The following is a 22,720-nucleotide window of genomic DNA, read 5'->3' on the forward strand; positions in this document are numbered from 1 at the left end:
CCCTCCACCCCCGTGACCGCGACCCCCGCCCCGACGGCGCCGACCGTCGCCGAAGCCGCCGTCGACGAACTCGCCCGCGCCGGCGTCCAGCACGTCTTCGGCTTCCCCGGCGAGACCTCCCTCCCGCTCTACGTCGCCCTCCAGCAGCGCCCCGAGGTCGACCACGTGCTGGCCCGCTGCCCGCGCTGCGCCGGCTACATGGCCGAGGCCTACGCCCGGATCTCGGGTCGGGTCGGCGTGTGCGACGCGCCCGGCGGCATCGGATCGCCCTGGACCACCCCCGCCCTCCTGGAGGCGCGCAACAGCTCCACCCCCCTGGTCTTCCTGGCCAGCGGCATGGCGCGGCGCAAGGAGGACCGCTGGGCCACCGGCGAGGTCGACCAGCAGGCGCTGTTCGGCCCCGTCACCAAGAAGACCGTCCGGCTGGCCGGCGCCGAGCGCACCCGCGAGGAGGTGGCCGGCGCGCTGTCCGCGGCCGCGACCCCCCGCACCGGACCCGTACTCCTGGAATTCCCCGCCGACAGCCTCGACCTGCCCGTCCACGGCGGTCCGAGCCCGGCGTCCGCGTCCTGGGGCTGCGCCTACCCGCAGGTACGGGCCTACCCCGACCCCGCGCTCGTCACCGCCGCGGCCGACGCCGTGCGCAGCGCCCGCCAGACCGTCGTGGTCGCCGGCGGCGGCGTCCACCTCTCCGGCGCCGTCGAGGAGCTGCGTGCCCTGTCCCGGGAGACCGGACTGCCCGTGGCCACCACGCTCAACGGCAAGGGCGCGGTCGACGAGGACGACGTCCACTCGCTCGGCGTCACCGGCGCCAAGGGACTCGAAGTCGCCAACCGCTACGTGCACGAAGCCGATTGCGTGATAGTCCTCGGCAGTAAGCTCGGCGACAAGTCCTCCGACGGCTACAGCTGGCCCGAGCCCCACCAGACCCTGGTCAACGTCAGCGACGACGCGGCCGAGCTGGTCCGCGGCGCCCGCGGCGGCATCGTCGTGCAGTCCGACGTCCGCGCCTTCTGCGAGGCGCTCCGGCGGGAGCTGGACGGCTTCCGCTACACGGGGCCGGCCGTCCACCGCGCGGAGCCGCGCTGGGACACCGGCCTGACCGACACCCTGTGCCGGATGCTCACCGACGCGCTGCCCGAGGACGGCATCCTCGTCGCCGACGCCAGCGTCTCCAGCGGCTGGGCCGGCGCCGCCGTCCGGCTGCGCGGCGGCACCCGCAGGCTGCTCACCCCGCGCGGCACCGGCAGCCTCGGCTACGCCCTGCCGGCCGCCATCGGCGCCTCCGTCGCCCGCCCCGGCGCCCGGGTCGTCGCCATCGGCGGCGACGGCGGACTGTCCATGGCCATGCACGAGATGGAGACCGCGGCCCGGCTCGGCCTGCCGATCGTCTACTTCCTGCTGAACAACGAGCGCCTCGGCCTCATCGACCGGCACGCCACCGACCTGCTCGGCGGCGACCCGGTGAGCTCCTCGTTCACCTCCGTCGACTGGCAGTCGGTCGCCGCCTCCTTCGGATGGCGCTCGCACCGCGTCACCGACACCGACGCGCTCAAGAGCGCCTGGGACGAGATCCTCGCCCCGGCCGACGGCCAGGCCCGGCCCACGCTCGTCGAGTGCATCGTCCCCGCCACCGAGATGGCCCCCGACTTCCTGCTCACCCTCAAGAGGAACTGAACCGACATGAGCGTCCTGATCCTGCACACCAGCAACGCCAGCCGCAAGCGGCACTTCGCCCGCGCCCGCCTGCACGGGGAGCGCCTGCTCCTCATCGTCAAGAACCCCACCTGGGAGCCCGAGTTCGTCGACCGGGTCGTCGCCGCCGACACCAGCAGCATCGAGGACACCGTCGCCGCGGCCCTCGAACTCGCCGCCTCCGAGACCGAGAAGATCGACGCGGTCGTCGCCTTCGTCGAGCACAGCGTGCCCGCCGCGGCCGCGGTCGCCGCCGCCCTCGGCGTCCCGTTCATCTCCGAGAAGACCGCGCACATCGCCCGCAACAAGTTCGAGATGCGCACCGAGTTCGCCCGCCACGGCGACGTCCCCGGCCCCGGCTTCGGTCTCGCCCACACCCTCGACGAGGCCCGCAAGCTGGCCACCGACATCGGCTACCCGCTGGTCATGAAGCCGCTCATCGGCGGCGGCAGCATGTACGTCCGCCGGGTCGACGACGAGACCGAGCTCGACGAGCACTTCGAGCTGATCCGCTCCGGCTCCTGGGACGGCTTCGACTACGACCCGCTGTACCGCGCCGACCGCGAGAAGTACGGCGCCGCGCTGCTCCTGGAGGGCTACATCCAGGGCGACGAGATCAGCGTCGAGTCCATCGTGCGGGACGGCGTCACCCACGTCGTCGCCATCCACGACAAGCCGCTGCCGATGGAGGGCCCCTTCTTCGAGGAGGTCTTCTACTGCACCCCCACCCGGCTCTCCCCCGAACTCCAGGCCCGCATCAAGGAACTGACGGCCAACGCGCACGACGCCCTGAACATCCACACCGGCGCCACGCACACCGAGTTCCGCATCACCGCCGACGGCGAGCCGGTCATCCTGGAGACCGCCGCCCGGCTCGGCGGCGGCCCCATCTACCGCTCGGTGCTCACCAGCACCGGAGTGGACATGGTCGACGCGGTCCTCGACGTCTCGCTCGGCCGCACCCCGAACCTGGACCCCCCGGGCCCGGCCCGCCCCACCGGCTTCTTCATGTTCTTCGCCGAGAAGGCCGGCGTGATCACCTCGATCAGCGGGGTCGAGGAGGTCCGCGCCTCCGAGGGCGTGGTCGAGGTCGAGCTCTACAAGAGCATCGGCGACGCCGTCCAGGTGCCCCCGCACATCTGGCAGGCGCACGGCCACGTCGTCTTCACCGTGGACGACGCGGCCGACCTCGACGCCCGCTTCGCCGAGCTGCGCGACATGCTGCGGATCGACGTGGCGCCCCAGCAGTGAGGACGGGCACCCGGTCCACCGCCGCGCCGCTGCGACCGTTCCGCGCCCTGCGGTACGGTCCGGCGGCCGGCGGCCCCCCGCACGGACTCCTCAGCCCGCCCGGCGACGGCGTCACCGCCGACCGCGCCACCGCCCTCGCCGCCCATCCCCACGCCTTCCTGCGGCTGGTCCGGCCCGACCTCCTCGAAGGACGGGGCCCCGGCGAACGCCCCGACGACACCGCGCGGCTGCTGCGCGCATGGACCGCCCGCGGGGTGCTCCGCCAGGACGCGGACCCGAGCCTGTACGTCGTCGAACAGCGCACCGGCGACGCGCGCGTGCAGCGGGGCCTGATCGGCGTGCTCGACCTGGCGCACCCCGGCTCCGCCGAGGTCCGCCCGCACGAGGAGGTCGACCCCCACCGGGTGCGGGCCCAGGCCCGCCGCCGCAGGGCCGCGGGCGCGGACCTCGAACCGGTGCTGCTCTGCTTCGACGGCTCCGACGCGGGCCCCGCCGCCGCCCCTTCCACCGAGGCCGGCGCGGCCTGTCTGGACCGGGTGGCGGCGGGCCGGCCGCTCGTCGAGACCTGGGCCGAAGGGTGCCGCATCCGGCTGTGGCGGGTCGACGACCCCGTACGACTGGGCGTGCTGGACGCCTACCTGGCGGGCCGGTCGCTCTGCATCGCCGACGGACACCACCGTTGGGCCGCCGCCGAGGAGCAGTACCGGACCGACCCCACGGGCCCCGGCCGGACCCTGCTCGCCATGGTGGTCGACGTCGGCCGCCACCCGCTCACGTCGTCGGCCATCCACCGGGTGCTGACCGGCGTGCCGGCGGCCGAACTGCTCGCGGCCGCCGGGGAAGCGTCACCGCTCCCTTCCCGACCCGAGCACGCCGTCGACGTGCGCGGCCTGCTGCCGGACCGCGTCCGCGACCCGCTGGCGGCCTACCGGCTCGCCGAACGGCTGATCGCGCGGGTGCGGCCGGACGGCCGGGGCGTGGAGTTCGAAGCCCACCGGGACCGGGCCGTCGCACGGGCCGCGGCCACGTCCGGCACCGCCCTGATCCTGCCGCCGGTCGCCTTCTCGGCGGTACGCGAACGGGCCGCCCGGGGCCTGCTCATGCCCCGCAAGACGACCTCGCTCACCCCCAAGCCGTGGAGCGGTCTGGTGGTCCACCGGCACCACCCCGAATCCACCCCCCACCACCCCGACTGCACCTCCCACCATCCCGAGGAACAGGTATGCGACTGGCGCGAGTCCGAGTCCATCACGACGGCACCGAGCACTACGCGGCCGTCGTAGCCGCGCCGACGGGTCCCGGCGGCCCGGACGGCACCGAGTACGTACTCCTGGAGCAGGACCCCTTCGACGGATCGGCGCAGCCGCTCCGGCAGCCGGACGGCCCCCGGATCCCCGCCCGGTCCGTGACCCTGCTCTCGCCCGTCCCCGCCTCCGCCAAGGCCGTGGGCATCGGCCGCAACTACGCGGGCACCGTCGACGGGCCCGGGGACTCCCCGCTCTTCCTCAAGCCCAGCACCTCGCTGCTCGCCCACGGCGAGCCGATCGTGCAGCCCGCGTTCTCCGACGAGATCGGCTTCGAGGCCGAGCTCGCCGTGGTCATCGGCCGCACCTGCAGCCGTGTGCCGCACGGGCGCGCGCAGGAGTACGTGCTCGGATACACCTGCGCCAACGACGTGACGGCCCGCGACGCCCAGCGCAGCGACGGCCAGTGGACCCGGGCCAAGGGCTTCGACACCTCCTGCCCGATCGGCCCGTGGATCGTGACCGGCATCGACGTCGCCGACCTGGGCATCACCGCCCGGCGCAACGGCGTGGTCGTCCAGCACGGACGCACCTCCCAGATGCTCCTGGAGATCGCCGGACTGATCGAGCGGGTCTCCGCCGCCATGACGCTGAACCCCGGCGACGTGCTCCTGACGGGAACCCCGGTCGGGGCCGGCGGCCTGAGCGTCGGCGACGAGATCGAGGTGGAGATCGAATCCGTCGGCAGGCTGGCCAACCGCGTGGTCGCGATCCGCTGACCGACCGGCCGCCCCACGGGAACGGACGGGGCCCGGCCGACCCGCAAGAACGGACAAGGCAAGGAACGGAACCTGACATGCCCCCCACGACTTCGACCCTCTTCTCCGCCCGCAGCGACGTGACCGCCCACTGGGTGGCCGTCATGCAGCACCGCAGGAACGACCGGGCACTGGTGCCGGCCCCCCTGCGCACCCGCTGCCTGCGGGCCGGGGAGATCCACGAGTTCATCCTCTGCCGCCCCGGTACCGACCCCGCCGAGCCGATGAACGAGGTCTCGTACCTCGGGTTCGCCGAGATCTCCAGGGGCGGCGTCCTGGAGGTCGGCGACGAGCTGTACGCGGGCAACCGCCTCGTCGGAACCATCCACGGCTTCGACGAGATCCACCTGCCCAACCACTACAACATCCTCGTCGCCGTGCCCGAGCTGATCACCGGCGCCGACGCGGGGCTGCGCCCCGGCGAACCACTGACCATGACGGCGGGGGCGGACAAAAAGGACCACACCCCGTGACCGCCACTGCCGCCGCTCCCGCCGTGCCGGTGCGGCGGGCCGTCCTCACGATCTCGGCGACCCGGGTGGTCACCAGCCTCGGTTTCTACCTCAGCATCCCGATGCTCGGCGTGATCGCGCTGCGCAGCGGCACGATGAGCGCCGCCGACGTGGGACTGCTCGTCGCCACGCACGCCCTGTTCCGGCGCGCCTTCAGCATCCCGCTCGGCATCGCCTGCGACCGGTGGGGCGCCCGGCCGATGCTGGTCGGCGGCCTGTGCGCCGAGACGATCGCGTACGGGCTCCTCGCGAGCGGCACCAGCTTCCCGCTGTGGCTCGGCGCCCTCGTCGTCGACGGCCTCGGCGGGGCCGCCTACAACGCCGGAGCCAGACTGCTGCTCGCCCGCGTCGCCCAGGGCAACGCGGCCTCGTCCTTCGCGGGCTTCTACATCGCGACCAACCTGGGCGCGCTGTTCGGCCCGCTCGCCGCCGCGGCCCTGTCGGGCGCCGGCCACCCGGCACTGCCGCTCGCCCTGTCGGCCGGCGCGTACGGGATCAGCACGGTGGCCGGGTTCCTGGTCACCCGCCGGATCGCCGACGAGACCAACCCGGGCGCGCGCTTCGGCAAGGCCGTGCTCGCGCCGCTGCGCCACCGGTCCTTCATGGGCTACTGCGCCAGCACCGTCCCCCTCTGGTTCGGCATCTCCCTGCTGGTCTCGGCGCTTCCCCTGGAGGCCGAGCTGCGGGGCCTGAGCGCCTACGACGTGGCCGTGGTCAACGCCCTGAACGCCCTGGTCGTGGTCGCCTTCGGCGGCGTCGTCGGCCGCCGCGCCGACGGCTGGTCGCTGGCGGCCCGGCTGAAGGTGCTGTCCGCCGGGTCGCTGACGATGGCCGCCGGAAGCCTGGTGTGCCTGGTCCCCGGCCGCCCCGGCCTGTACGGGGGGCTGCTCCTGGTCACCGTGGGCGAACTGGCCCTCATCACCGCCGCGGACGTCGTCGCCGTACAGCTGGCGCCGCCCGGCGAGACCGGCGCCTACCTCGGCTACGTCACCTTCGCCTGGGCGGTCGGCGGCGTCGCCGCCGGTGTGCTGGCAGGCCGGCTGCTCGATGTCCCCGGCTCGGGCACTACTCTGTTCTGGCTGATCAGCACGGCCCTCGGCCTGACGGGCGCGGCCGCGCTGCTGCGCCGGTCGATGCGCGTCGGGGGAGCCGCCCATGGAACTGCCTGAGGACTGCGCGGGCGTCCTCCTGGACATCGACGACACACTGATCGACTTCAGCGAGGCGAGCCCGTCCGCGCTCGCCCACGTCCTGGGCCCCGACGCGGACTTCGCGGAGTGGATGGAGCTCACCGAGCACCTCTACCCCCGGTTCACGGCGGGCGCCATCGACTACCGGGAGCTGGAGCGCCGACGGCTGGCCGCCCTACTCACCCGGATGGGACGGCCCGTGCCCGACGTGCCGGAGCTCGACGCCGTCGAGGCGCACCGCAGACGCGAGGTCGAGTCCCGGCTCCGGCTCTACCCCGACGTGCTCCCGTTCCTCACCCGGGTCCGCGCGTCAGGGCGCCGCATCGGCGTGCTGTCCAACTCGGACGGCCCGCAACAGCGGCGCAGAATGGACCAGTTGGGTCTGACCCCGTGGCTCGACGCGGTGACGGTCTCCGGCGAGACGGGCATCGCCAAGCCGCGCCGCGAGGCCTTCGCCCTGGCCTGTCGCCGACTGGGCGTCCCGGCCGCGAGGACCGTGCACATCGGCGACAGCCTGGACGCCGACGCGCTCGGCGCCCACGGAGCCGGCCTCGGCGCGGTCTGGCTCCACCGCCCCCACCGGGGCCCGGCACCGGCAGCGCCGGGCCGGGGCATCGCGGTGGTCACCACGCTCGACGCGCTCGTGTGACACGGCCGCGGTCGCTCCGCCCTCTCGTGTGACGCGGCCGTCACCGCCCCCGCCCCTCACCCTTCCCTCCCTTCCTCCCAGGAGCACACCATGCACCTCCTCCTCGTCGGCGCCTGGCCCGAGCTGGCCAACTGCCTGATGGGGCTGCCGGCCCGAGTGACCCTGATGCAGACGCCGGGGACACCCCACAGCCCCTGGCCGGAGCGGCAGACGACCGTCGACTACACCGACACGGCCGAGGCCCTGCGCCACGCGGTGGAGCTGCACGCGGCCGACCCCTTCGACGCCGTGGCCGGCTTCCGCGAGCTGTCGCTGCCCGCCGTCGCCGTGATCGCCGAGGGCCTCGGCATCCCCTGCGTCCCGGGACCCACCACGAGCCTCGGCCACGACAAGGCGGCCGTACGCGACCTGCTGGCGGCGGGCGGCTGCCGCACCGTCCGGCACAGGGTCTGCGCCGACCCCGAGGAGCTTGCGGGGTTCGTCCGGGAGGTGGGCCTCCCGGTGGTGGTGAAACCCGCGTCCGGTGCGGGCAGCGCCGGCGTCCACGCCCTGAAGGAGCCGGGCGACCTGGCGGCGGCCTGGGCCCACGCTGCGGCCGCCGACCAAGGTGCCCTCCTGGCGGAGGAGATGCTCTCGGGCCGGGAGTTCAGCGTGGAGGTCCGCTCGGTGGCGGGCGCCCACGAGGTCGTGGCCGTGACCGAGAAGCACACCACCGGAGCCCCCCACTTCGTGGAGACGGGCCATGTGGTCCCGGCCCGGCTCACCGCCGCCGAGCGGACGGCCGTGGCGGACGAGGCCGCCCTCGCCCTCACGTCCGTCGGCCACCTGGACGGCCCCTCCCACGTGGAGGTCATGCTCACCGCGGGCGGCCCGGCGGTCATCGAGATCAACCGGCGGCTCGGCGGTGACCGCATCTGGGAACTGGTCCAGCTCGCCACCGGCCGCGACCTGATGCGCGAGTCCCTCCTCGACGCGATCGGCGCGGCGTCCGTACCCGCCCCGCACGCCGCTCGCGCCGCCGCGATCCGCTTCGTCCAGGCGCCGCGCGAGACGACCGCCCCGGAGGCTCCGACGGACCTCGACCCGGGCGCGGAGACACCCGAGCTGGTGCGACTGCGCCTGTCCCTTCCCGCCCCCGGGACGCCCGTCCGCCCGATGCGGTCCTCGCACGACCGCCTCGGCTATCTGATCTGCGTCGCCGACACGCCCGACGAGGCGGACAAGGCCGCCGACCGGGCGCTCGCCCGGACCCTGGAACGACTGTTCCCGGAGTAGCCCCCGGCCGGGCCGCCCGCGCGGACACCGGGAACGCGGCTCTCCGCCGTGCCGGACCGGTGCGCCCCCCGCGTGGGGACCTCGCCGCAGTCGTCCCGTCGGACGGGTGAACGCGCCGCGCGACGGCCTCTCCGGCTTTCCGACCCGCACGGCCGCCGGCGCTCCCGGCGGCCTCCCGCATTGCTTCCTCCGCATATCCGTGGATTGCTGGAGTGGAAGCCCCGCGGGGGCGCTCCCCGCCCGGCGCGCCCCCGCGGAAAGGACAGCACGATGGGTTTCGCCGACGATCACCTGATCCCGCTGCTCGACCCCGGGCTCGGCAACAGCGCCTATCTCGTGGACCTGGGCGACGGCCGCGCCCTGGCCGTCGACGCCTGCCGTGACCTGCGCACCCTCGACGCCGCCGCCGAACGGCGCGGCCTGACCGTGGCGTACGCGGCCGACACGCACCTGCACGCGGACTTCCTCTCCGGCGCCCTCCAGCTCCGTCACGACCACGGCGCCGCCGTACTGGCCTCCGCCGCCGGTCACCGCGCCTTCGACCACCAGGGCCTCGCGGACGGCGACGAGGTCGACCTCGGCGGCCTGACGTTGCGGGCCCTGGCCACCCCCGGACACACCGCCGAGCACCTGTCCTTCCTGCTCCTCGACGGCGGCCGGGAGCTCGGCGTGTTCACGGGCGGCTCGCTGATCGTGGACTCCGCCGCCCGCACCGACCTCCTCGGCGCCGACCGTACGGAGGAGCTGGCCCGTGCCCAGTACCACTCGCTGCGCCGGCTGACCGAGCTGCCGGACGGGACCGCCGTCTGGCCCACGCACGGCGCCGGCTCCTTCTGCTCCGCCCCGCCCGGCAACGAGCGCACCTCCACCATCGGCGCCCAGAAGCGGGCGAACCCGCTGCTCGCCGCCCCCGACGAGGACGCCTTCGTACGGCAGCTGGTCGCGGGCCTCGGCACGTACCCCGCCTACTTCGACCGGCTCGCCGAGGCCAACCGGCGCGGCCCCGCCGTCCTGACCGGCACCCCGCTCCTGCCGGAACTCTCCGCCGAGCAGGTCCGCGCCCTCGCGGCGGACGGCGGTCGTGTCGTCGACGTACGCCCGGTCGCCGACTACGCCACCGGCCACATCCAAGGCTCCCTCTCCGACCCGCTGCGAGACCGGTTCGCCACCTGGCTCGGCTGGCTCCTGCCGGACACCGTCCCGCTCGTCTTCGTCACGGGCGAGGGACAGGACCTGAGCGAGATCGTCGGGCAGGCGTACAAGATCGGGTACGAGCGCCTCGCCGGCCGCCTCGCCGGAGGCATGCCCGCCTGGCTCGCCGACGGCAACGAGCAGGCGACCACGGCCTTCGTCACCGCCGACCGGGCGGGCGGGCGGCCGTACCTCGACGTGCGCCAGGCGTCGGAGTTCACCGCCGGCCACGTCCCCGGCGCGATCCACGTCGAACTCGGCGACCTCGACCGTGCCGCCGCCGACGTCCCGGAAGGCGCGCTCGTGGCCTGCGCCCACGGCGAGCGCGCCATGACCGCCGCCGGCCTCCTCGAACGCGCAGGCCGCACCGACGTCGCCGTCCTCGACGGCGGACCGGCCGACTACGCCGCCGCCCACGGCCAGGAGCTCGTCCGGGGCCCGGAAGGCACCCGCCCGTGAAGACCTCCCCGTGGCGGGTGCGTCATCGGGGAAGTCCCGGGTCCCGTGCCCGCCGTCAGGCCGTGCTGTTCTCCGTGCGGGCGGGGATCCGCCCGGCTGCCGCGAGCCGGGACAGCCGCCGGTGTTCCCGGTCGGCCCAGCGCCGGACCCGGTCGGGTTCCAGCGGCGTGCCGTGGCCGACGTGGAGGCTGGTGGGGTTCAGGGCGAGCATCTCCCGCAGGCTGGCGAGGTTGCGCAGCGGGTCGTCGTGGAAGGGAGGGTTGGCGGGACGGCCCCGCACGAGACCGAAGAGGGAGTTGGCGATCAGGTCGCCGGCGACGAGATCCCCCCGGTCGGTGAGGACGGAGATCGATCCGGCGGTGTGTCCGGGGGTGGGCATGATGCGCCCGGTGATCCCGAAGTCCTCCAGGTCGGTCTCGCCGGTCACGAGGACGTCGGGTTCGAGGGGTTCCACCTGGACGTGCAGGTTCTTGTTCCTGGCCGTGAGGCGGCCCATCGGGCCGGTGGGCAGGTACGGCTCGCGGGCCCGGCCGGTGCGGTAGGGACCGAGGTCGGCGACGTGTCCCGCCACGGGCGCTCCGGTCAGGCGGTGGAGTTCGGCGGCGGAGCCGAAGTGGTCGATGTGGCCGTGGGTGATGACGATCAGCGACACGTCGGTGGGGTCCACCCCGTGGGCGGCGACCTGTTCGTAGATCCTTCGGCCGCTGCCGGGCGTTCCCGCGTCGACGATGACGGGTCGGCGGCCCAGCAGCAGGTAGGCGTTGATGTGGTGCCGGCCCATGACCGGGATGGGGACGACCTTGGTTCGGGACACGGTTCTCTCCTGGGGCATGGCTGTCTTCCGCCGCGCGGCGGTTCGCGGGCGGTCGGGGGAGTACTGCGGGTTTCAGCGGAAGCGACGTCGGTACTGGGCGGGGGTGGTTCCGAGGCGGCGCCGGAAGGAGCGGTGCAGGCTCTCCACGGAACCGAGGCCGCTGAGGGCGGCGATCTCGGGCAGGCCGTGGGTGCTGTCCTGGAGCAGCCGCCGGGCGGCCTCCAGCCGGACGGACTCGACGTACGCGGCCGGAGTGGTGCCGGTCCGCGCGCGGAACAGCCGGGAGAAGTGGCGCACGCTCAGGTGCAGCCGCGCGGCCAGGGCGTCGGCGGAGAGGTCCTCGGTGAGGTGCTCACCGATCCACATGCGCAGGTCGTCCAGCCGGTCGCCGGGCGCCGCGGGAGGCGCGAGCGGGGCGCTGAACTGGCTCTGCCCGCCGGCACGTTTGACGTACATGACCATGGTCCGGGCTGTGGCCAGGGCGTGTTCGGGGCCGTGGTCCTCGGTGACCATGGCCAGCGCCATGTCCATCCCCGAGGCGATGCCGGCGCAGGTCCACAGTCGGCCTTCCCTGATGAAGATCGGGTCCGGATCGACGGTGACGAGCGGGTGGTCGGCGGCCAGCCGTGCGGCCGTCCGCCAGTGGGTCGTGGCGGTACGGCCGTCCAGCAGGCCCGCCGCGGCCAGCAGGTGCGCGCCCGAGCAGACGGACCCCAACCGGTGGATGCCGGGGGCCGTTTCGCGCAGCCAGTCGATGATCCCTCGGTCGAGCACCGGCTCCACCTCGTGGTCGTGCACACGGACGGCACCCGATACGAGCAGGGTGTCCACGTCGCCGCCCACCTCGTCCAGGGTCAGGTCGGCCATCAGCCGGATCCCGCCGGCGGTGGTCACCGGCTCGCCCAGGGCTGTCGCGATGCGCACGGTGTAGCCGGGGCGGCCGGTGCCGGCGATCCGTGTGGCGACGGAGAACACCTCGGCCGGGCCGGTGACGTTGAGCAGTTCGACGCTGGGGAAGGCCGCGATGACGACTCTGTGCGGTGGGAGCATGCGCCGATCATTTCGCCCCGCCACGAGGGCCGCAATGACCATGTTCTGTCGGATCCGGACATGACGAAGCGGACCGTGCGCGCGGTGCGAGGGGGCTGGCCGCTCCCCGGAACCGGTCCCGACGCTCGAAGACCACGTACGGACCGGTGCGGACGAGCCCCGTCGAGCCGATCGCGAACGGGTGTCCGCCCGTCCGGTGCGGCTCCGGCACGTGGATGAGATCGCCCGGACGGCGTGCAGGGCCGGGATCGACGAGAGGGCCTCGGCGGGCTGGTGCCGAGGCCCTCGTGCGGTACTGCCGTGAGGGCCTAGCCCACGACCGGGCCGCCGCCGGTGGCGACGTAGACCGAGTCGTAGACCCGGCGCTCGACGCCGGGAGCCGGACCGTCGCTCAGGCCGTTCACCGGACGCGTGCCGTCGCCGAGCAGCATCGTGGACGAGCCGCCGCCGTCCTGGTTGAGGGCGTCCATGACGCCGAGGGCCTTCAGCGGTTCGGTGACCTCCGCGAGGAACCCGCCGTCGGGGTAGTACTGGTCGCGCGGTCCGCTCAGGGTGACCAGGAGGGTGCGGCCCTGGTCGTCCACGCCGAGCGCGGTGCGGGCGTCCCGGCAGAAGTCGGTCTTGGCCTGGGGAGTCGCGGCGGAGAGCTCCTTGCTCAGGCCGTTCTCGTCGTAGAGGCGGCCGCAGCTGCCGTGGGCGTAGCCCGTGGCCCCCGTGGTGCCGTACTTGTTGACGCCGTCGCGCATGAGCAGGGATCCGCCGTCGACGACGTCCACCGTCTCGTCCAGGGGGATCTCCCGCTTGATGCCGTCGGCGTCGAAGCGGTGGTCCCAGAGCTTCTGCGTGACCGTCAGGGCGGCCTTCTTCTGGTGCTGCTGGCGCAGCCAGTCGACCTGGTGGTCCCCGATCGCCTGGAGGACGTACTGGCCCTTGCCGACCGTACGGCCGCCCCGGCCCGGACCGCCCTCGACGATCACGCCGGTCGTGCTGTCCAGCACCACTTCGTACCCGGCCTGGTCGTCGGCGGCGATGTTCTTGTTGACGTCCGGCTTCGGCGTCGTCGTCTTGTAGGAGTAGTTGAACAGCACGAACTCGGTCGGGTCCGGGTAGGCGGTCAGGTCCTTGCCGTAGGCGTCCTTGTACGGGCCCAGTTCGCCGGCGGTGTCGTCGGCGTCGCGCGGGCAGCCCAGGGCGCCGCCGGGGTTCCGGTTGACGTCGTCCACGCGCTGGGCGGCCTCGCCGTACGGCCTGCCCTGTTCCTCCGTCAGGCTGCTGGTCACGCTGATGTCGGTCTCCAGCTTGGTGACGTACGGAACGCCGTACTGGAGCACCACGCTGTGGCGGTTCCTGTCCGGAACGCAGGAGGCTCCCAGCACCTCCCCGTCGCGGACGGCGGCGCCGAAGGTCTGGATGGTCTCCGGCACGGCGTCCGTCGTGTCCGGGGTGCCCTCGTTCATGAAGTAGCTGCCGTTGATCGCCGCGAGGGGGGTCTCGGGCATGGCGGCCGTCATCTCCCGGACGGTCTCGCCGGTTCCCGCCTTCCTGCCGAACGTGCTCTCGATCCGCAGGGCACCCTTGGCGGGGTCGATCCGGACGATGTTCAGCTCACGCGGGTACGTGCGCTGCGCGATCGGCGAGGTCTCCTTGTAGCGGAAGTACTCCACACCGGGCGCGAGCGTCCTGCTGTCCGCGGTCTGGGCGGTCCAGCGCGCCAGCTCGGGGACGGAGAACGGTTCCTCGGCCGCGCTCGTCGGGGCCGAGACGGTGAACAGGAGCACCGAGCTCAGCGCGGTGACGGCGGCCACCAGAGGAGCGCCGCCACGGTGTGCGGTACGGGGTGCGGGGCGGGTCATGACAGGCATTCCTTGTCCGTGGTGGAGTCGGCGTCCGGAGCCCTGAGCCGGTGTGACCGGAAGGACTTGTCGAAGGGGGCCGTGAGCGACGTGCTGTCGCCGGCGTTGACCTTGTACGCCTTGGCGACGGGCTGCCCCGTCTGCGTCCACTCACCCGTCCAGGAGGCGTCGTTGAAGAAGCAGGCGGTCTTCTCGGTGCGGTTCACGACCGAGCGCACGTTGTCCGCCCAGACCCCGACGAGGTAGCCCGCGTGGTCGTTCGCGGTGCCGTACATCCCGCCGCGGCCGTTCGGCTCCTTGAAGATGCACAGCTGCCCGGCGGGGCAGCGCTCGTACCCCGTGAAGCAGGCGCCCTGCGAGGGGGCCAGCTTGTGGGAGGTCACCTGCAGACCGAGCGTCTTCAGGTCGCCGCGGGTGCCCGGCGGGATCGTCTCCACGGCGCCGCCGAGGTAGGTGTTCGCGTACACACAGCCCCAGAAGTGGGTGTTGTTGTACACGGACACGGTCTTGTCGTCCCAGCCCGAGCCGGTGACGGTGGCGGTGCCGTCCAGCGGGAGCCGCAGGCTTTCGCCGGTACCGCCGGCGCCCTGGTAGAGACAGAGGGACGGCTTCTCGCAGTTCTCGTAGTCGGCGTTCGCCGGCAGGGCGAACAGGACCGAGCAGAGGAGGGCGAGGGCTCCCACGACGAGGGAGCCCCGCAGAATATTGATCTTCACGGGCCGCGAGTCTGTCAGGAGGTGCCGACGCGCGGGACGTCAGGGCATGTCGGAAGCCCATGTCACTGTCTGTGCTCTCTCAGGGGGCGGCTACAGCCAGTCCCTCCGCTTGAAGACCACGTACAGACTGACGCACACCACCCCCATCAGGCCGATGGCGAAGGGGTATCCGAGGCCCCAGCGCAGCTCCGGCATGGAGTCGAAGTTCATGCCGTAGATGGTTCCCACGAGCGTGGGGGCGAAGAGGATGGCGGCCCAGGAGGAGATCCGCTTGATCTCCTCGTTCTGTTCGAAGCCCGCTTCCGCCAAGGCGCGCATCTCGGCGTTCTGCTGTTGGGTGACCAGGGTCGCGTTGACCGTGAGGATGTCCGTCAGGGCCTGGCGGAACCCGTCGACGCGTTCGCTGGTGTGGGTGACGTGGTCGGCGACGTCGCGGAGGTAGCGCTGGAGTTCCTCGTCCGTGCCGTACTTGGCGAAGCCGGCCATCAGGGCGTGGAGCATGCCCACGAGGGGGCGGGTGGCGCGCTGGAACTCGACCATTTCGCGGGAGAGTTCGTAGATGCGGCGGGAGACCGCCGGGTCGCCGCCGAAGACCTCCGTCTCGATCTCGTCGATGTCGTTCTGGACGCCCGCCACCACCGGCGCGTAGCCGTCGACCACCGCGTCGAGGATCGCGTACAGGACGGCTTCGGGGCCCAGGGCCAGCAGGTCCGGGTTCTCCTCCATGCGGCGGCGGACGGCCGAGAGGTCCGGGGCGGCGCCGTGCCGGACCGTGATGAGGAAGTCCGGGCCCACGAAGACGTGGAGCTCGCCGAACTCGACCTCCTCCGGGGCGTCGAGGTAGCGGGCGGCGCGCAGGACGACGAAGAGCGTGTCGCCGTACCGCTCCAGCTTGGGACGCTGGTGGGCCTCCCTCGCGTCCTCGACGGCCAGCTCGTGCAGGTCGAACTCGGTCGCCAGGGAGTGGAGTTCCTCCTCGGTCGGGCGCTGGAGCCCGATCCAGGCCATGCCGTCGGGGTGCTCGCGCAGCTGGCGGAAGGTGTCCGCGAGGGTGGTGGGGGAGGAGACCCGGTGACCGTCGCGATAGAGCGTCGACTGCACCACGCTCGGCCGGGCCCCGTCCGGCTGCGCCCCGCTCGGCCCCGTCGCGTCCGGTGCCGCCGAGGGCGGCCGCGTGGACGAGGTCTCGGACGGCGGTTCCGCGCGGCGGCGCCAGGCCGCGCGGGGGCGGCGGTCGGACATCGTCGCTCACCTCCTCCTCGGTCGGTGGCCTCGGCGGGTCTGCGGGTCTGGGGCGCGGCTGCGGATGGAGGGCGGGATGCGGACGAGAGTAGGATATATGGGGTGAAACCTTTCCGTCAGGATCTCGCCGGTCCGCATGGAGGACAGTAGCTGTCCGCAACTGTCGATAGCGTGCCGACCATGGCCCCCAAGACGCCCCATCCCGTGCTCGGTCCCCGCGCCCTGAACCGCGCCACCCTCGACCGGCAGCTGCTCCTGCGCCCCGCCCCGCTCGGCGTCGAGGAGGCCGTCGCGCGTCTCGTCGGTCTCCAGGCCCAGAACACCAAGCCCCCGTACTATGCGCTCGCCGCCCGCCTCGACGGCTTCCGGCCCGAGGACCTGTCCGCCCTGATGGAGTCCCGGAAGGTCGCCCGGATCGTCTCGCTGCGGTCCACCGTCCACACCCACACCGCCCGCGACGCCGTCGGCCTGCGCCGGCTCGTCCAGGCCGGGGCCATCGACCGTGAGCTGAAGATGTTCCGCAAGGGGCTCGACGGCGTCGACCTCGACCGGCTCGCCTCCCTGGCGACCGCCTACGTCGAGGAGCGGCCCCGCACCCCCAAGGAGCTGCGGGAGCGACTGCTCCGGGAGTGGCCGCAGGCCGATCCGCAGGCGCTGACCATCGCAGCCCGCTGCCTGCTCCTGATGGTGCAGGTCACCCCGCGCGGTCTGTGGGGGCGCAGCGGGCAGGTCGCGCTCACCACCGTCCGTACGTGGTTCGACGGGCCCGAGGACGACACCGCCGACCTCGACGAGACCGTACGGCGCTACCTCGGCGCCTTCGGTCCCGCCTCCGTCAAGGACATGCAGACCTGGTGCGGTCTCACCCGTCTCCGCCCGGCCTTCGAGCGGCTGCGGTCCGAGCTGCTCGTCTTCCGGGACGAGCGGGGCACCGAGCTCTTCGACCTCCCCGACGCGCCCCGTCCGGACGAGGACACCCCGGTGCCGCCCCGCTTCCTGCCCGAGTTCGACAACCTGCTCCTCTCGCACGCCGACCGCACCCGCGTCGTCCCCGCCGAGCACCACGGCCGCACCTGGACCGGCAACCAGGCGCACCGCGCGTTCCTCGTCGACGGGTTCCTTGCCGGGATCTGGCACCTCGACGAGGCGAAGGACCGCACGACGCTCACCATCGAGCCCTTCGCGCCCCTGCCGCGCGCCACGCGGGCCGCGCTCGACGCCGAGGCCGAGCGGACCCTCCGGCTCATGACACCTCCCGGCACCCCGTACGACATCGTCCACGCGGAGGCCTGACGGGCGGTCGGAACGCCGGGGCGTGCGACCGGGGCCGCGTCGGAGGGCGGCGTGCGCCGGAACCCTGCCGTACGGGGAGCACGAACCACCCTGCCGGCCCCTGTGGGCTACGAGACGCTCGACGGGGCGATGGTCCTCATCGACGAGACCGGACGCTTCTTCCTCATGCACCACACCGACCCCTCCTTTCTGGGAGCGGCCGCGTACGAGGTCATCAGCTGTCTGCTGCGCGGCCCCCGGACCGGCAAGCCGCCCCCTACGGCAGCACCCCCGCCCGCCGGGCCGCCACCACCGCCTCCAGGCGCGTGTGGGCGCCCAGCTTGCGCATCGCCGAGCGGAGGTAGCCCTTCACCGTCTCCGGGCGCAGACCGAGGCGCTCCGCCGCCGTCGCGTTCGTCGCACCGGAGGCGACCGCCGCGAGGACGTCCGTCTCGCGGGGCGTGAGTGCCACGCCCGGCACCGGCGAGGGGGACGCGGCGGCCGTCTCCAGGCGCCCGCACACCCCGAGCAGGCGCGCCCGCAGCTCCGGGTCCAGGACCTTCGGCGCGAGCTCGCGCAGCTCCCCGTACGCCTGGCGGACCTCCTCCCAGGACGGCCCGGGCGCCGGGGGCGCGAGCAGCTGCCGCACCTCGTCCCGTACCGCGAGGGCCTGCTCGACGTCACGGGCCGCCGCCATCGCCGCGTCGAAGACGCGCTCGCCGATCGGGAGGGACTCGCGCAGCGCCCCGTACAGCACGCCGCGCACCTTGCGCCGCACGACGACGGGGACGGCGATCACCGCGCGCAGGCCCTCCGCCGAGACCGGGACGTCGTACTCGTGGGTGATGTGCCGCGACGACGGGTAGTCCGTGACCGCGCACGGCCGGGAGAGGGCCAGACACTTTCCGCCGAGGCCCGAGCCGGCCGAGACCGTCAGGCCGCGCAGCGCGGGCGTGACGGCCCCGCTCAGCTCGGCGATCCGCATCGCGCGGCCCTCCTGGAGCAGTCCGCCGAAGACGACGGGCAGCCCGCTGGCGCGCCTCAGCCGCAGCAGCGCCGTACGCAACTCCACCGCTTCCACCATCTCGGGCACGGAACCACTCCTTCACCCCCGAACGGGGGTAGTGAGACCTGGGTCACCGATTACACGATGTCCGGGACAGTCCCGCAACGAGGAGGACACATGACGGCCACGAGCGCGACCGGTGCGACGGAGGGGTTCCGGGCCGCCCGGGACTTCCTGCTGCGGCATCGCGAGGACTACGAGACGGCCTACGAGGGCTTCGCCTGGCCCCGTCCCGACCGTTTCAACTGGGCGCTCGAATGGTTCGACGTCATCGCACGGGACAACGACCGGACCGCGCTGCACATCGTCGAGGAGGACGGCTCCGAGACGAAGGTGTCCTTCGCCGAGATGTCCGCCCGCTCCAACAGGGTCGCGAACTGGCTCCGCGCCCAGGGCGTGCGCGCCGGCGACCGGATCATCCTGATGCTCGGCAACCAGGTCGAGCTGTGGGAGACCGTGCTCGCCGCGATGAAGCTGCGGGCCGTCCTCATCCCCGCCACCCCGCTCCTCGGCCCCGCCGACCTGCGCGACCGCGTCGACCGGGGCCGCGCCCGGCACGTCGTCGTGCGCGCCGAGGACACCGCCAAGTTCGACGACGTCCCCGGGGAGTACACCCGGATCGCGGTCGGCGGCGGCGGGGTGGACTGGCTGGGGTACGAGCTGGCCGCCGAGGAGTCGGACGTCTTCGAGCCCGACGGCGTCACCCTCGCCGACGACACCCTGATGCTGTACTTCACCTCCGGCACGACCGCCCGCCCCAAGCTGGTCGAGCACACCCACACCTCGTACCCCGTCGGGCACCTCTCGACGATGTACTGGATCGGCCTCAAGCCCGGCGACGTGCACCTCAACATCTCCTCGCCGGGTTGGGCGAAGCACGCCTGGTCCAACCTCTTCGCCCCGTGGAACGCCGAGGCGACCGTCTTCATCCACAACTACACCCGCTTCGACCCGGCCCGGCTCATGGACGAGATGGAGCGCAACCGCGTCACCAGCTTCTGCGCCCCGCCGACCGTGTGGCGGATGCTGATCCAGGCCGACCTGGGCCAGCTGAAGACCCCGCCGCGCGAGGTCGTCGCCGCCGGCGAGCCGCTCAACCCCGAGGTCATCGAATCGGTGCGGCGCGCCTGGGGCGTCACCATCCGGGACGGCTTCGGCCAGACCGAGACCGCCGTCCAGGTGTCCAACAGCCCCGGCCAGCGGCTCAAGGAGGGCTCCATGGGGCGCCCCAGCCCCGGCTTCCGGGTCACCCTCGTCGACCCGGTGAGCGGCCGGCCGGACGTCGAGGAGGGCGAGATCTGCCTCGACCTCTCCGCCCGCCCGGTGGGCCTGATGACCGGCTACCACGGCGACCCGGAGCGCACGGCGGAGGCGATGGAGGGCGGCTACTACCGCACCGGCGACATCGGCTCCCGGGACGAAGACGGATATATCACCTATATCGGTCGCGCCGACGACGTATTCAAGGCGAGTGATTACAAGATCAGCCCCTTCGAGCTGGAGAGCGCGCTCCTGGAGCACGAGGCCGTCGCCGAGGCGGCCGTCGTCCCCGCGCCCGATCCGCTGCGGCTCGCCGTCCCCAAGGCGTACGTCGTCCTCGCGGCGGGCTGGGAGCCGGGCGAGGAGACCGCGAAGGCCCTCTTCGCCCACTCGCGCGCGGTCCTCGCCCCGTACAAGCGGATCCGGCGCATCGAGTTCGCCGAGCTGCCCAAGACCGTCTCCGGCAAGATTCGCCGCGTCGAACTGCGCCGGCTGACGGCGGAGGGCGGCGGCAAGGAGTACGTGGAAGGGGACCTCGCGTGACCGGCCCGACGGAGAGCACCACGGAACTCTCGTACGCGCACGGGGTGTCGGAGACGCCGCTCCTCGGCGACACCATCGGCGCCAACCTCGACCGGGCCGTCGCCGCCTGGCCCGACCGCGAGGCCCTCGTCGACGTCCCCACCGGGCGCCGCTGGACGTACGCGCGGTTCGGCGCGGACGTCGACCGGCTGGCCGACTCCCTGCTCGGCAGCGGTGTCCGCAAGGGCGACCGGGTCGGGATCTGGGCGGTGAACTGCGCCGAGTGGGTGCTCGTCCAGTACGCGACCGCCCGCATCGGCGCCATCATGGTCAACATCAACCCGGCTTATCGCGCCCACGAGTTGGCGTACGTGCTCAAGCAGGCCGGCATCTCCCTGCTCTTCGCCTCGCTCGCCCACAAGACGAGCGACTACCGCGCCATGGTCGAGCAGGTGCGCGGCGAATGCCCGGAGTTGCGCGAGGCGGTCTACTTCGGCGACCCGAGCTGGGACGCGCTGCTCGCCCGGACGGCCGGGGAGCTGCGCCCGGAGCCGCTCTCCTGCGACGAGCCCGTCAACATCCAGTACACCTCGGGGACGACGGGCTTCCCGAAGGGCGCCACGCTCTCCCACCACAACATCCTCAACAACGGTTACTTCGTGGGCGAGATGATCGCCTACGGCGAGCAGGACAGAATCTGCATTCCTGTCCCGTTCTATCACTGTTTCGGCATGGTCATGGGAAACCTCGCGGCCACCTCGCACGGCGCCTGCATGGTCATTCCGGCCGCCTCCTTCGACCCCGCCGCCACCCTCCGGGCGGTCCAGGAGGAGCGCTGCACCTCGCTGTACGGGGTGCCGACGATGTTCATCGCCGAGCTCAACCTGCCCGACTTCGCCGACTACGACCTCTCCACGCTCCGCACCGGGATCATGGCGGGCTCGCCGTGCCCGGTCGAGGTGATGAAGCGGGTCGTCGCCGAGATGAACATGGCGGAGGTGTCGATCTGCTACGGCATGACCGAGACCTCGCCCGTCTCCACCCAGACCCGCCGCGACGACGACCTGGAGCGGCGCACCGGCACCGTCGGCCGGGTCATGCCGCACGTCGAGGTGAAGGTCGTCGACCCGGCGACCGGGCTGACCGTCGAGCGCGGCGCGGCGGGGGAGCTGTGCACCCGCGGCTACAGCGTGATGCTCGGCTACTGGGACGAGCCGGAGAAGACCGCCGAGGCGATCGACCCCGGCCGCTGGATGCACACCGGGGACCTCGCGGTCATGCGGGACGACGGCTACGTGCAGATCGTCGGCCGCATCAAGGACATGATCATCCGGGGCGGGGAGAACGTGTACCCGCGCGAGATCGAGGAGTTCCTCTACGGGCACCCCAAGATCGCGGACGTCCAGGTCGTCGGCGTCCCCGACGAGCGGTACGGCGAGGAGATCCTGGCCTGCGTGATCCCGCGCGACCCCGCCGACCCGCCCACCCTGGACGAGGTCACCGCCTTCTGCCGAGACCGGCTCGCCCACTACAAGATCCCGCGCAGGATGGAGATCCTCACCGAGTTCCCGATGACGGTGAGCGGGAAGGTGAGGAAGGTGGAGCTCAGGAAGAAGTACGGGGAAGGGGCCTGAAGGCCTGCCCGGTGACCTCCCGGCGCATGCAGACGCGGGGCCAGAGCGACAGGCCGTGGGCCGCCTCGGCGCGGCTGATGGCGCGCAGGCCCTCCGTCAGCGCCGGGTCGGAGTCGGCGAGCGGGCGGAAGCCGAGCCGCGCGTAGTACGGGGCGTTCCACGGGACCTCGGCGAAGGTCGTCAGCGTCAGGGCCGCCAGGCCCTGCTCCTCCGCGGCCGCCGCCAGATGCTCGATCAGCGCCCGGCCGACGCCCCGGCGGGCGGCGTCCGGGTGCACCGACACCTGCTCGATGTGGGCGGCGCCGTCGACCGTGTCCGTGAGCAGGTACGCGACCGGGCGGTCGGCGGCGTCCACCGCCACCCACGCCCGGCCCGCACGGCGGTAGGTCTCCAGGACGTCCAGGGGCAGCGGGTCGTCGTCGGCGATCGCCGCCATGCCGAGGGCGCGGAACGGCTCGCCCGCCGCCCGTTCGATGTCCTGGAGCAGCGGGAGTTCGGCCGGAGCGGCCGCTCTGATGCGCATACGACAGTATGGCGCGGCCTCAGCGCGGGGCGCCGCCCGCGCCCGGACGTCCCTCCGGCGGCGGCTGGTTCCGGTCCTCCTCCCGGGGGCGGTCGAGCAGGCCGCCGTCGCGCGAGAAGCGCGGCAGGAACAGGGCCAGGGCCGGATCGCCGTACAGCGCCACGTACAGCTGGACGAGCCACCCGTCCGTCACCTCGCGCCGGTGCGCCGGCAGCGGATACCGCTCCCGCAGGTCGGCGAGGAGCCTCCGCGCCGCCCCGGTCGTGTCCGGCAGCCGCAGCAGCGCCGGCGCCACGAGGACCGGCGGCACCCCGGCCGCGAGCGCCACCGCGAGGTCCGCCCCGGACGCCCCGGCCGCGAACGGTCCGGCCACCACCGTCACCGGGACGCACCCCAGCAGCGCGCGGGCGGTCCACAGCCGCGCCGGCGGCCGCAGCAGCCCGGCGCCGCACAGTTCGCCGCGCAGCGCGTCCACGGCCCGCCG

General features: G+C 73.2%; 19 protein-coding genes and 2 pseudogenes. 13 read left to right on the top strand and 8 right to left on the bottom strand.

The window, feature by feature from the left end; all coding sequences use genetic code 11:
* Positions 1-12 precede the first annotated feature (12 nt).
* The 9 genes from ABZ318_RS18325 to ABZ318_RS18365 all read left to right on the top strand — a co-directional run bounded on the left by ABZ318_RS18325 (position 13) and on the right by ABZ318_RS18365 (position 10,284).
* On the top strand, positions 13-1,677 hold the full coding sequence (locus ABZ318_RS18325) for a thiamine pyrophosphate-binding protein (RefSeq protein WP_356903490.1): 1,665 nt from the start codon (positions 13-15) through the stop codon (positions 1,675-1,677).
* Positions 1,678-1,683: 6 nt separating this feature from the next.
* Positions 1,684-2,946: an ATP-grasp domain-containing protein gene (locus ABZ318_RS18330; protein ID WP_356903491.1), complete on the top strand. Its 1,263-nt coding sequence runs from the start codon at positions 1,684-1,686 to the stop codon at positions 2,944-2,946.
* A complete protein-coding gene (locus ABZ318_RS18335; RefSeq protein WP_356903492.1) occupies positions 2,943-4,229 on the top strand; it encodes a DUF1015 domain-containing protein in 1,287 nt (428 codons plus the stop codon). The genes ABZ318_RS18330 and ABZ318_RS18335 overlap by 4 nt, the downstream gene beginning before the upstream one ends.
* Positions 4,169-4,969 (top strand): fumarylacetoacetate hydrolase family protein, encoded by an 801-nt coding sequence (locus tag ABZ318_RS18340; protein ID WP_356903493.1) that lies wholly within the window; start codon positions 4,169-4,171, stop codon positions 4,967-4,969. The genes ABZ318_RS18335 and ABZ318_RS18340 overlap by 61 nt, the downstream gene beginning before the upstream one ends.
* Positions 4,970-5,046: 77 nt before the next feature.
* Positions 5,047-5,481, top strand: a complete 435-nt coding sequence (locus ABZ318_RS18345) for a hypothetical protein (RefSeq protein WP_356903494.1) — start codon at positions 5,047-5,049, stop codon at positions 5,479-5,481.
* Positions 5,478-6,689 carry an MFS transporter gene (locus ABZ318_RS18350; protein WP_356903495.1) on the top strand — a complete coding sequence of 404 codons (1,212 nt, stop codon included), beginning with the start codon at positions 5,478-5,480 and terminating at the stop codon, positions 6,687-6,689. Before ABZ318_RS18345 ends, ABZ318_RS18350 begins: the two co-directional genes overlap by 4 nt.
* Positions 6,676-7,359, top strand: a complete 684-nt coding sequence (locus ABZ318_RS18355) for an HAD family hydrolase (protein ID WP_356903496.1) — start codon at positions 6,676-6,678, stop codon at positions 7,357-7,359. Before ABZ318_RS18350 ends, ABZ318_RS18355 begins: the two co-directional genes overlap by 14 nt.
* 90 nt (positions 7,360-7,449) lie before the next feature.
* Complete coding sequence (locus ABZ318_RS18360; RefSeq protein ID WP_356903497.1) at positions 7,450-8,634, top strand: ATP-grasp domain-containing protein; 1,185 nt, start codon at positions 7,450-7,452, stop codon at positions 8,632-8,634.
* A 270-nt stretch (positions 8,635-8,904) separates the two neighbouring features.
* Entirely contained in the window at positions 8,905-10,284 is a 1,380-nt protein-coding gene (locus ABZ318_RS18365; protein ID WP_356903498.1) for an MBL fold metallo-hydrolase, read from the top strand.
* A 55-nt stretch (positions 10,285-10,339) separates the two neighbouring features.
* Here the strand turns inward: ABZ318_RS18365 and ABZ318_RS18370 are convergent, their stop codons facing one another.
* The 5 genes from ABZ318_RS18370 to ABZ318_RS18390 all read right to left on the bottom strand — a co-directional run bounded on the left by ABZ318_RS18370 (position 10,340) and on the right by ABZ318_RS18390 (position 15,959).
* Positions 10,340-11,098 (bottom strand): MBL fold metallo-hydrolase, encoded by a 759-nt coding sequence (locus ABZ318_RS18370; RefSeq protein ID WP_356903499.1) that lies wholly within the window; start codon positions 11,096-11,098, stop codon positions 10,340-10,342.
* Positions 11,099-11,170: 72 nt separating this feature from the next.
* Positions 11,171-12,148 (bottom strand): helix-turn-helix domain-containing protein, encoded by a 978-nt coding sequence (locus tag ABZ318_RS18375; RefSeq protein ID WP_356903500.1) that lies wholly within the window; start codon positions 12,146-12,148, stop codon positions 11,171-11,173.
* Positions 12,149-12,456: 308 nt separating this feature from the next.
* Positions 12,457-14,001, bottom strand: a complete 1,545-nt coding sequence (locus tag ABZ318_RS18380) for a phosphodiester glycosidase family protein (protein WP_356903501.1) — start codon at positions 13,999-14,001, stop codon at positions 12,457-12,459.
* Positions 13,998-14,717, bottom strand: coding sequence for a peptidase inhibitor family I36 protein (locus tag ABZ318_RS18385; RefSeq protein WP_356903502.1), 720 nt, complete (start codon positions 14,715-14,717; stop codon positions 13,998-14,000). Before ABZ318_RS18385 ends, ABZ318_RS18380 begins: the two co-directional genes overlap by 4 nt.
* 90 nt (positions 14,718-14,807) lie before the next feature.
* Entirely contained in the window at positions 14,808-15,959 is a 1,152-nt protein-coding gene (locus ABZ318_RS18390; RefSeq protein WP_356903503.1) for a magnesium and cobalt transport protein CorA, read from the bottom strand.
* A 180-nt stretch (positions 15,960-16,139) separates the two neighbouring features.
* On the opposite strand from ABZ318_RS18390, the gene ABZ318_RS18395 reads away from it, so the two are divergent.
* The gene (locus ABZ318_RS18395; protein ID WP_356903504.1) at positions 16,140-17,252 is read left to right on the top strand and encodes a winged helix DNA-binding domain-containing protein; all 1,113 of its coding nucleotides are present in this window, start codon (positions 16,140-16,142) and stop codon (positions 17,250-17,252) included.
* 102 nt (positions 17,253-17,354) lie between these two features.
* A pseudogene (locus ABZ318_RS18400) lies at positions 17,355-17,474 on the top strand (SUKH-3 domain-containing protein); the annotation flags it as partial.
* Between the two features lie 34 nt (positions 17,475-17,508).
* Here the strand turns inward: ABZ318_RS18400 and ABZ318_RS18405 are convergent.
* The gene (locus tag ABZ318_RS18405; RefSeq protein WP_356903505.1) at positions 17,509-18,324 is read right to left on the bottom strand and encodes a LuxR C-terminal-related transcriptional regulator; all 816 of its coding nucleotides are present in this window, start codon (positions 18,322-18,324) and stop codon (positions 17,509-17,511) included.
* Positions 18,325-18,414: 90 nt separating this feature from the next.
* Between ABZ318_RS18405 and ABZ318_RS18410 the strand changes: the two genes are divergently transcribed.
* Together ABZ318_RS18410 and ABZ318_RS18415 are read left to right on the top strand one after the other, a co-directional pair.
* Positions 18,415-20,100 (top strand): AMP-binding protein, encoded by a 1,686-nt coding sequence (locus ABZ318_RS18410; protein WP_356903506.1) that lies wholly within the window; start codon positions 18,415-18,417, stop codon positions 20,098-20,100.
* On the top strand, positions 20,097-21,713 hold the full coding sequence (locus ABZ318_RS18415; RefSeq protein WP_356903507.1) for an AMP-binding protein: 1,617 nt from the start codon (positions 20,097-20,099) through the stop codon (positions 21,711-21,713). The genes ABZ318_RS18410 and ABZ318_RS18415 overlap by 4 nt, the downstream gene beginning before the upstream one ends.
* Here the strand turns inward: ABZ318_RS18415 and ABZ318_RS18420 are convergent.
* Both ABZ318_RS18420 and ABZ318_RS18425 read right to left on the bottom strand, forming a co-directional pair.
* A complete protein-coding gene (locus tag ABZ318_RS18420; protein ID WP_356903508.1) occupies positions 21,685-22,236 on the bottom strand; it encodes a GNAT family N-acetyltransferase in 552 nt (183 codons plus the stop codon). The two genes, ABZ318_RS18415 and ABZ318_RS18420, sit on opposite strands and share 29 nt — an antisense overlap.
* Positions 22,237-22,255: 19 nt before the next feature.
* Positions 22,256-22,720, bottom strand: a pseudogene (locus ABZ318_RS18425) (TIGR04222 domain-containing membrane protein); the annotation flags it as partial.

This window comes from Streptomyces sp. NPDC006197, from assembly GCF_040613865.1.
Taxonomy (GTDB): domain Bacteria; phylum Actinomycetota; class Actinomycetes; order Streptomycetales; family Streptomycetaceae; genus Streptomyces.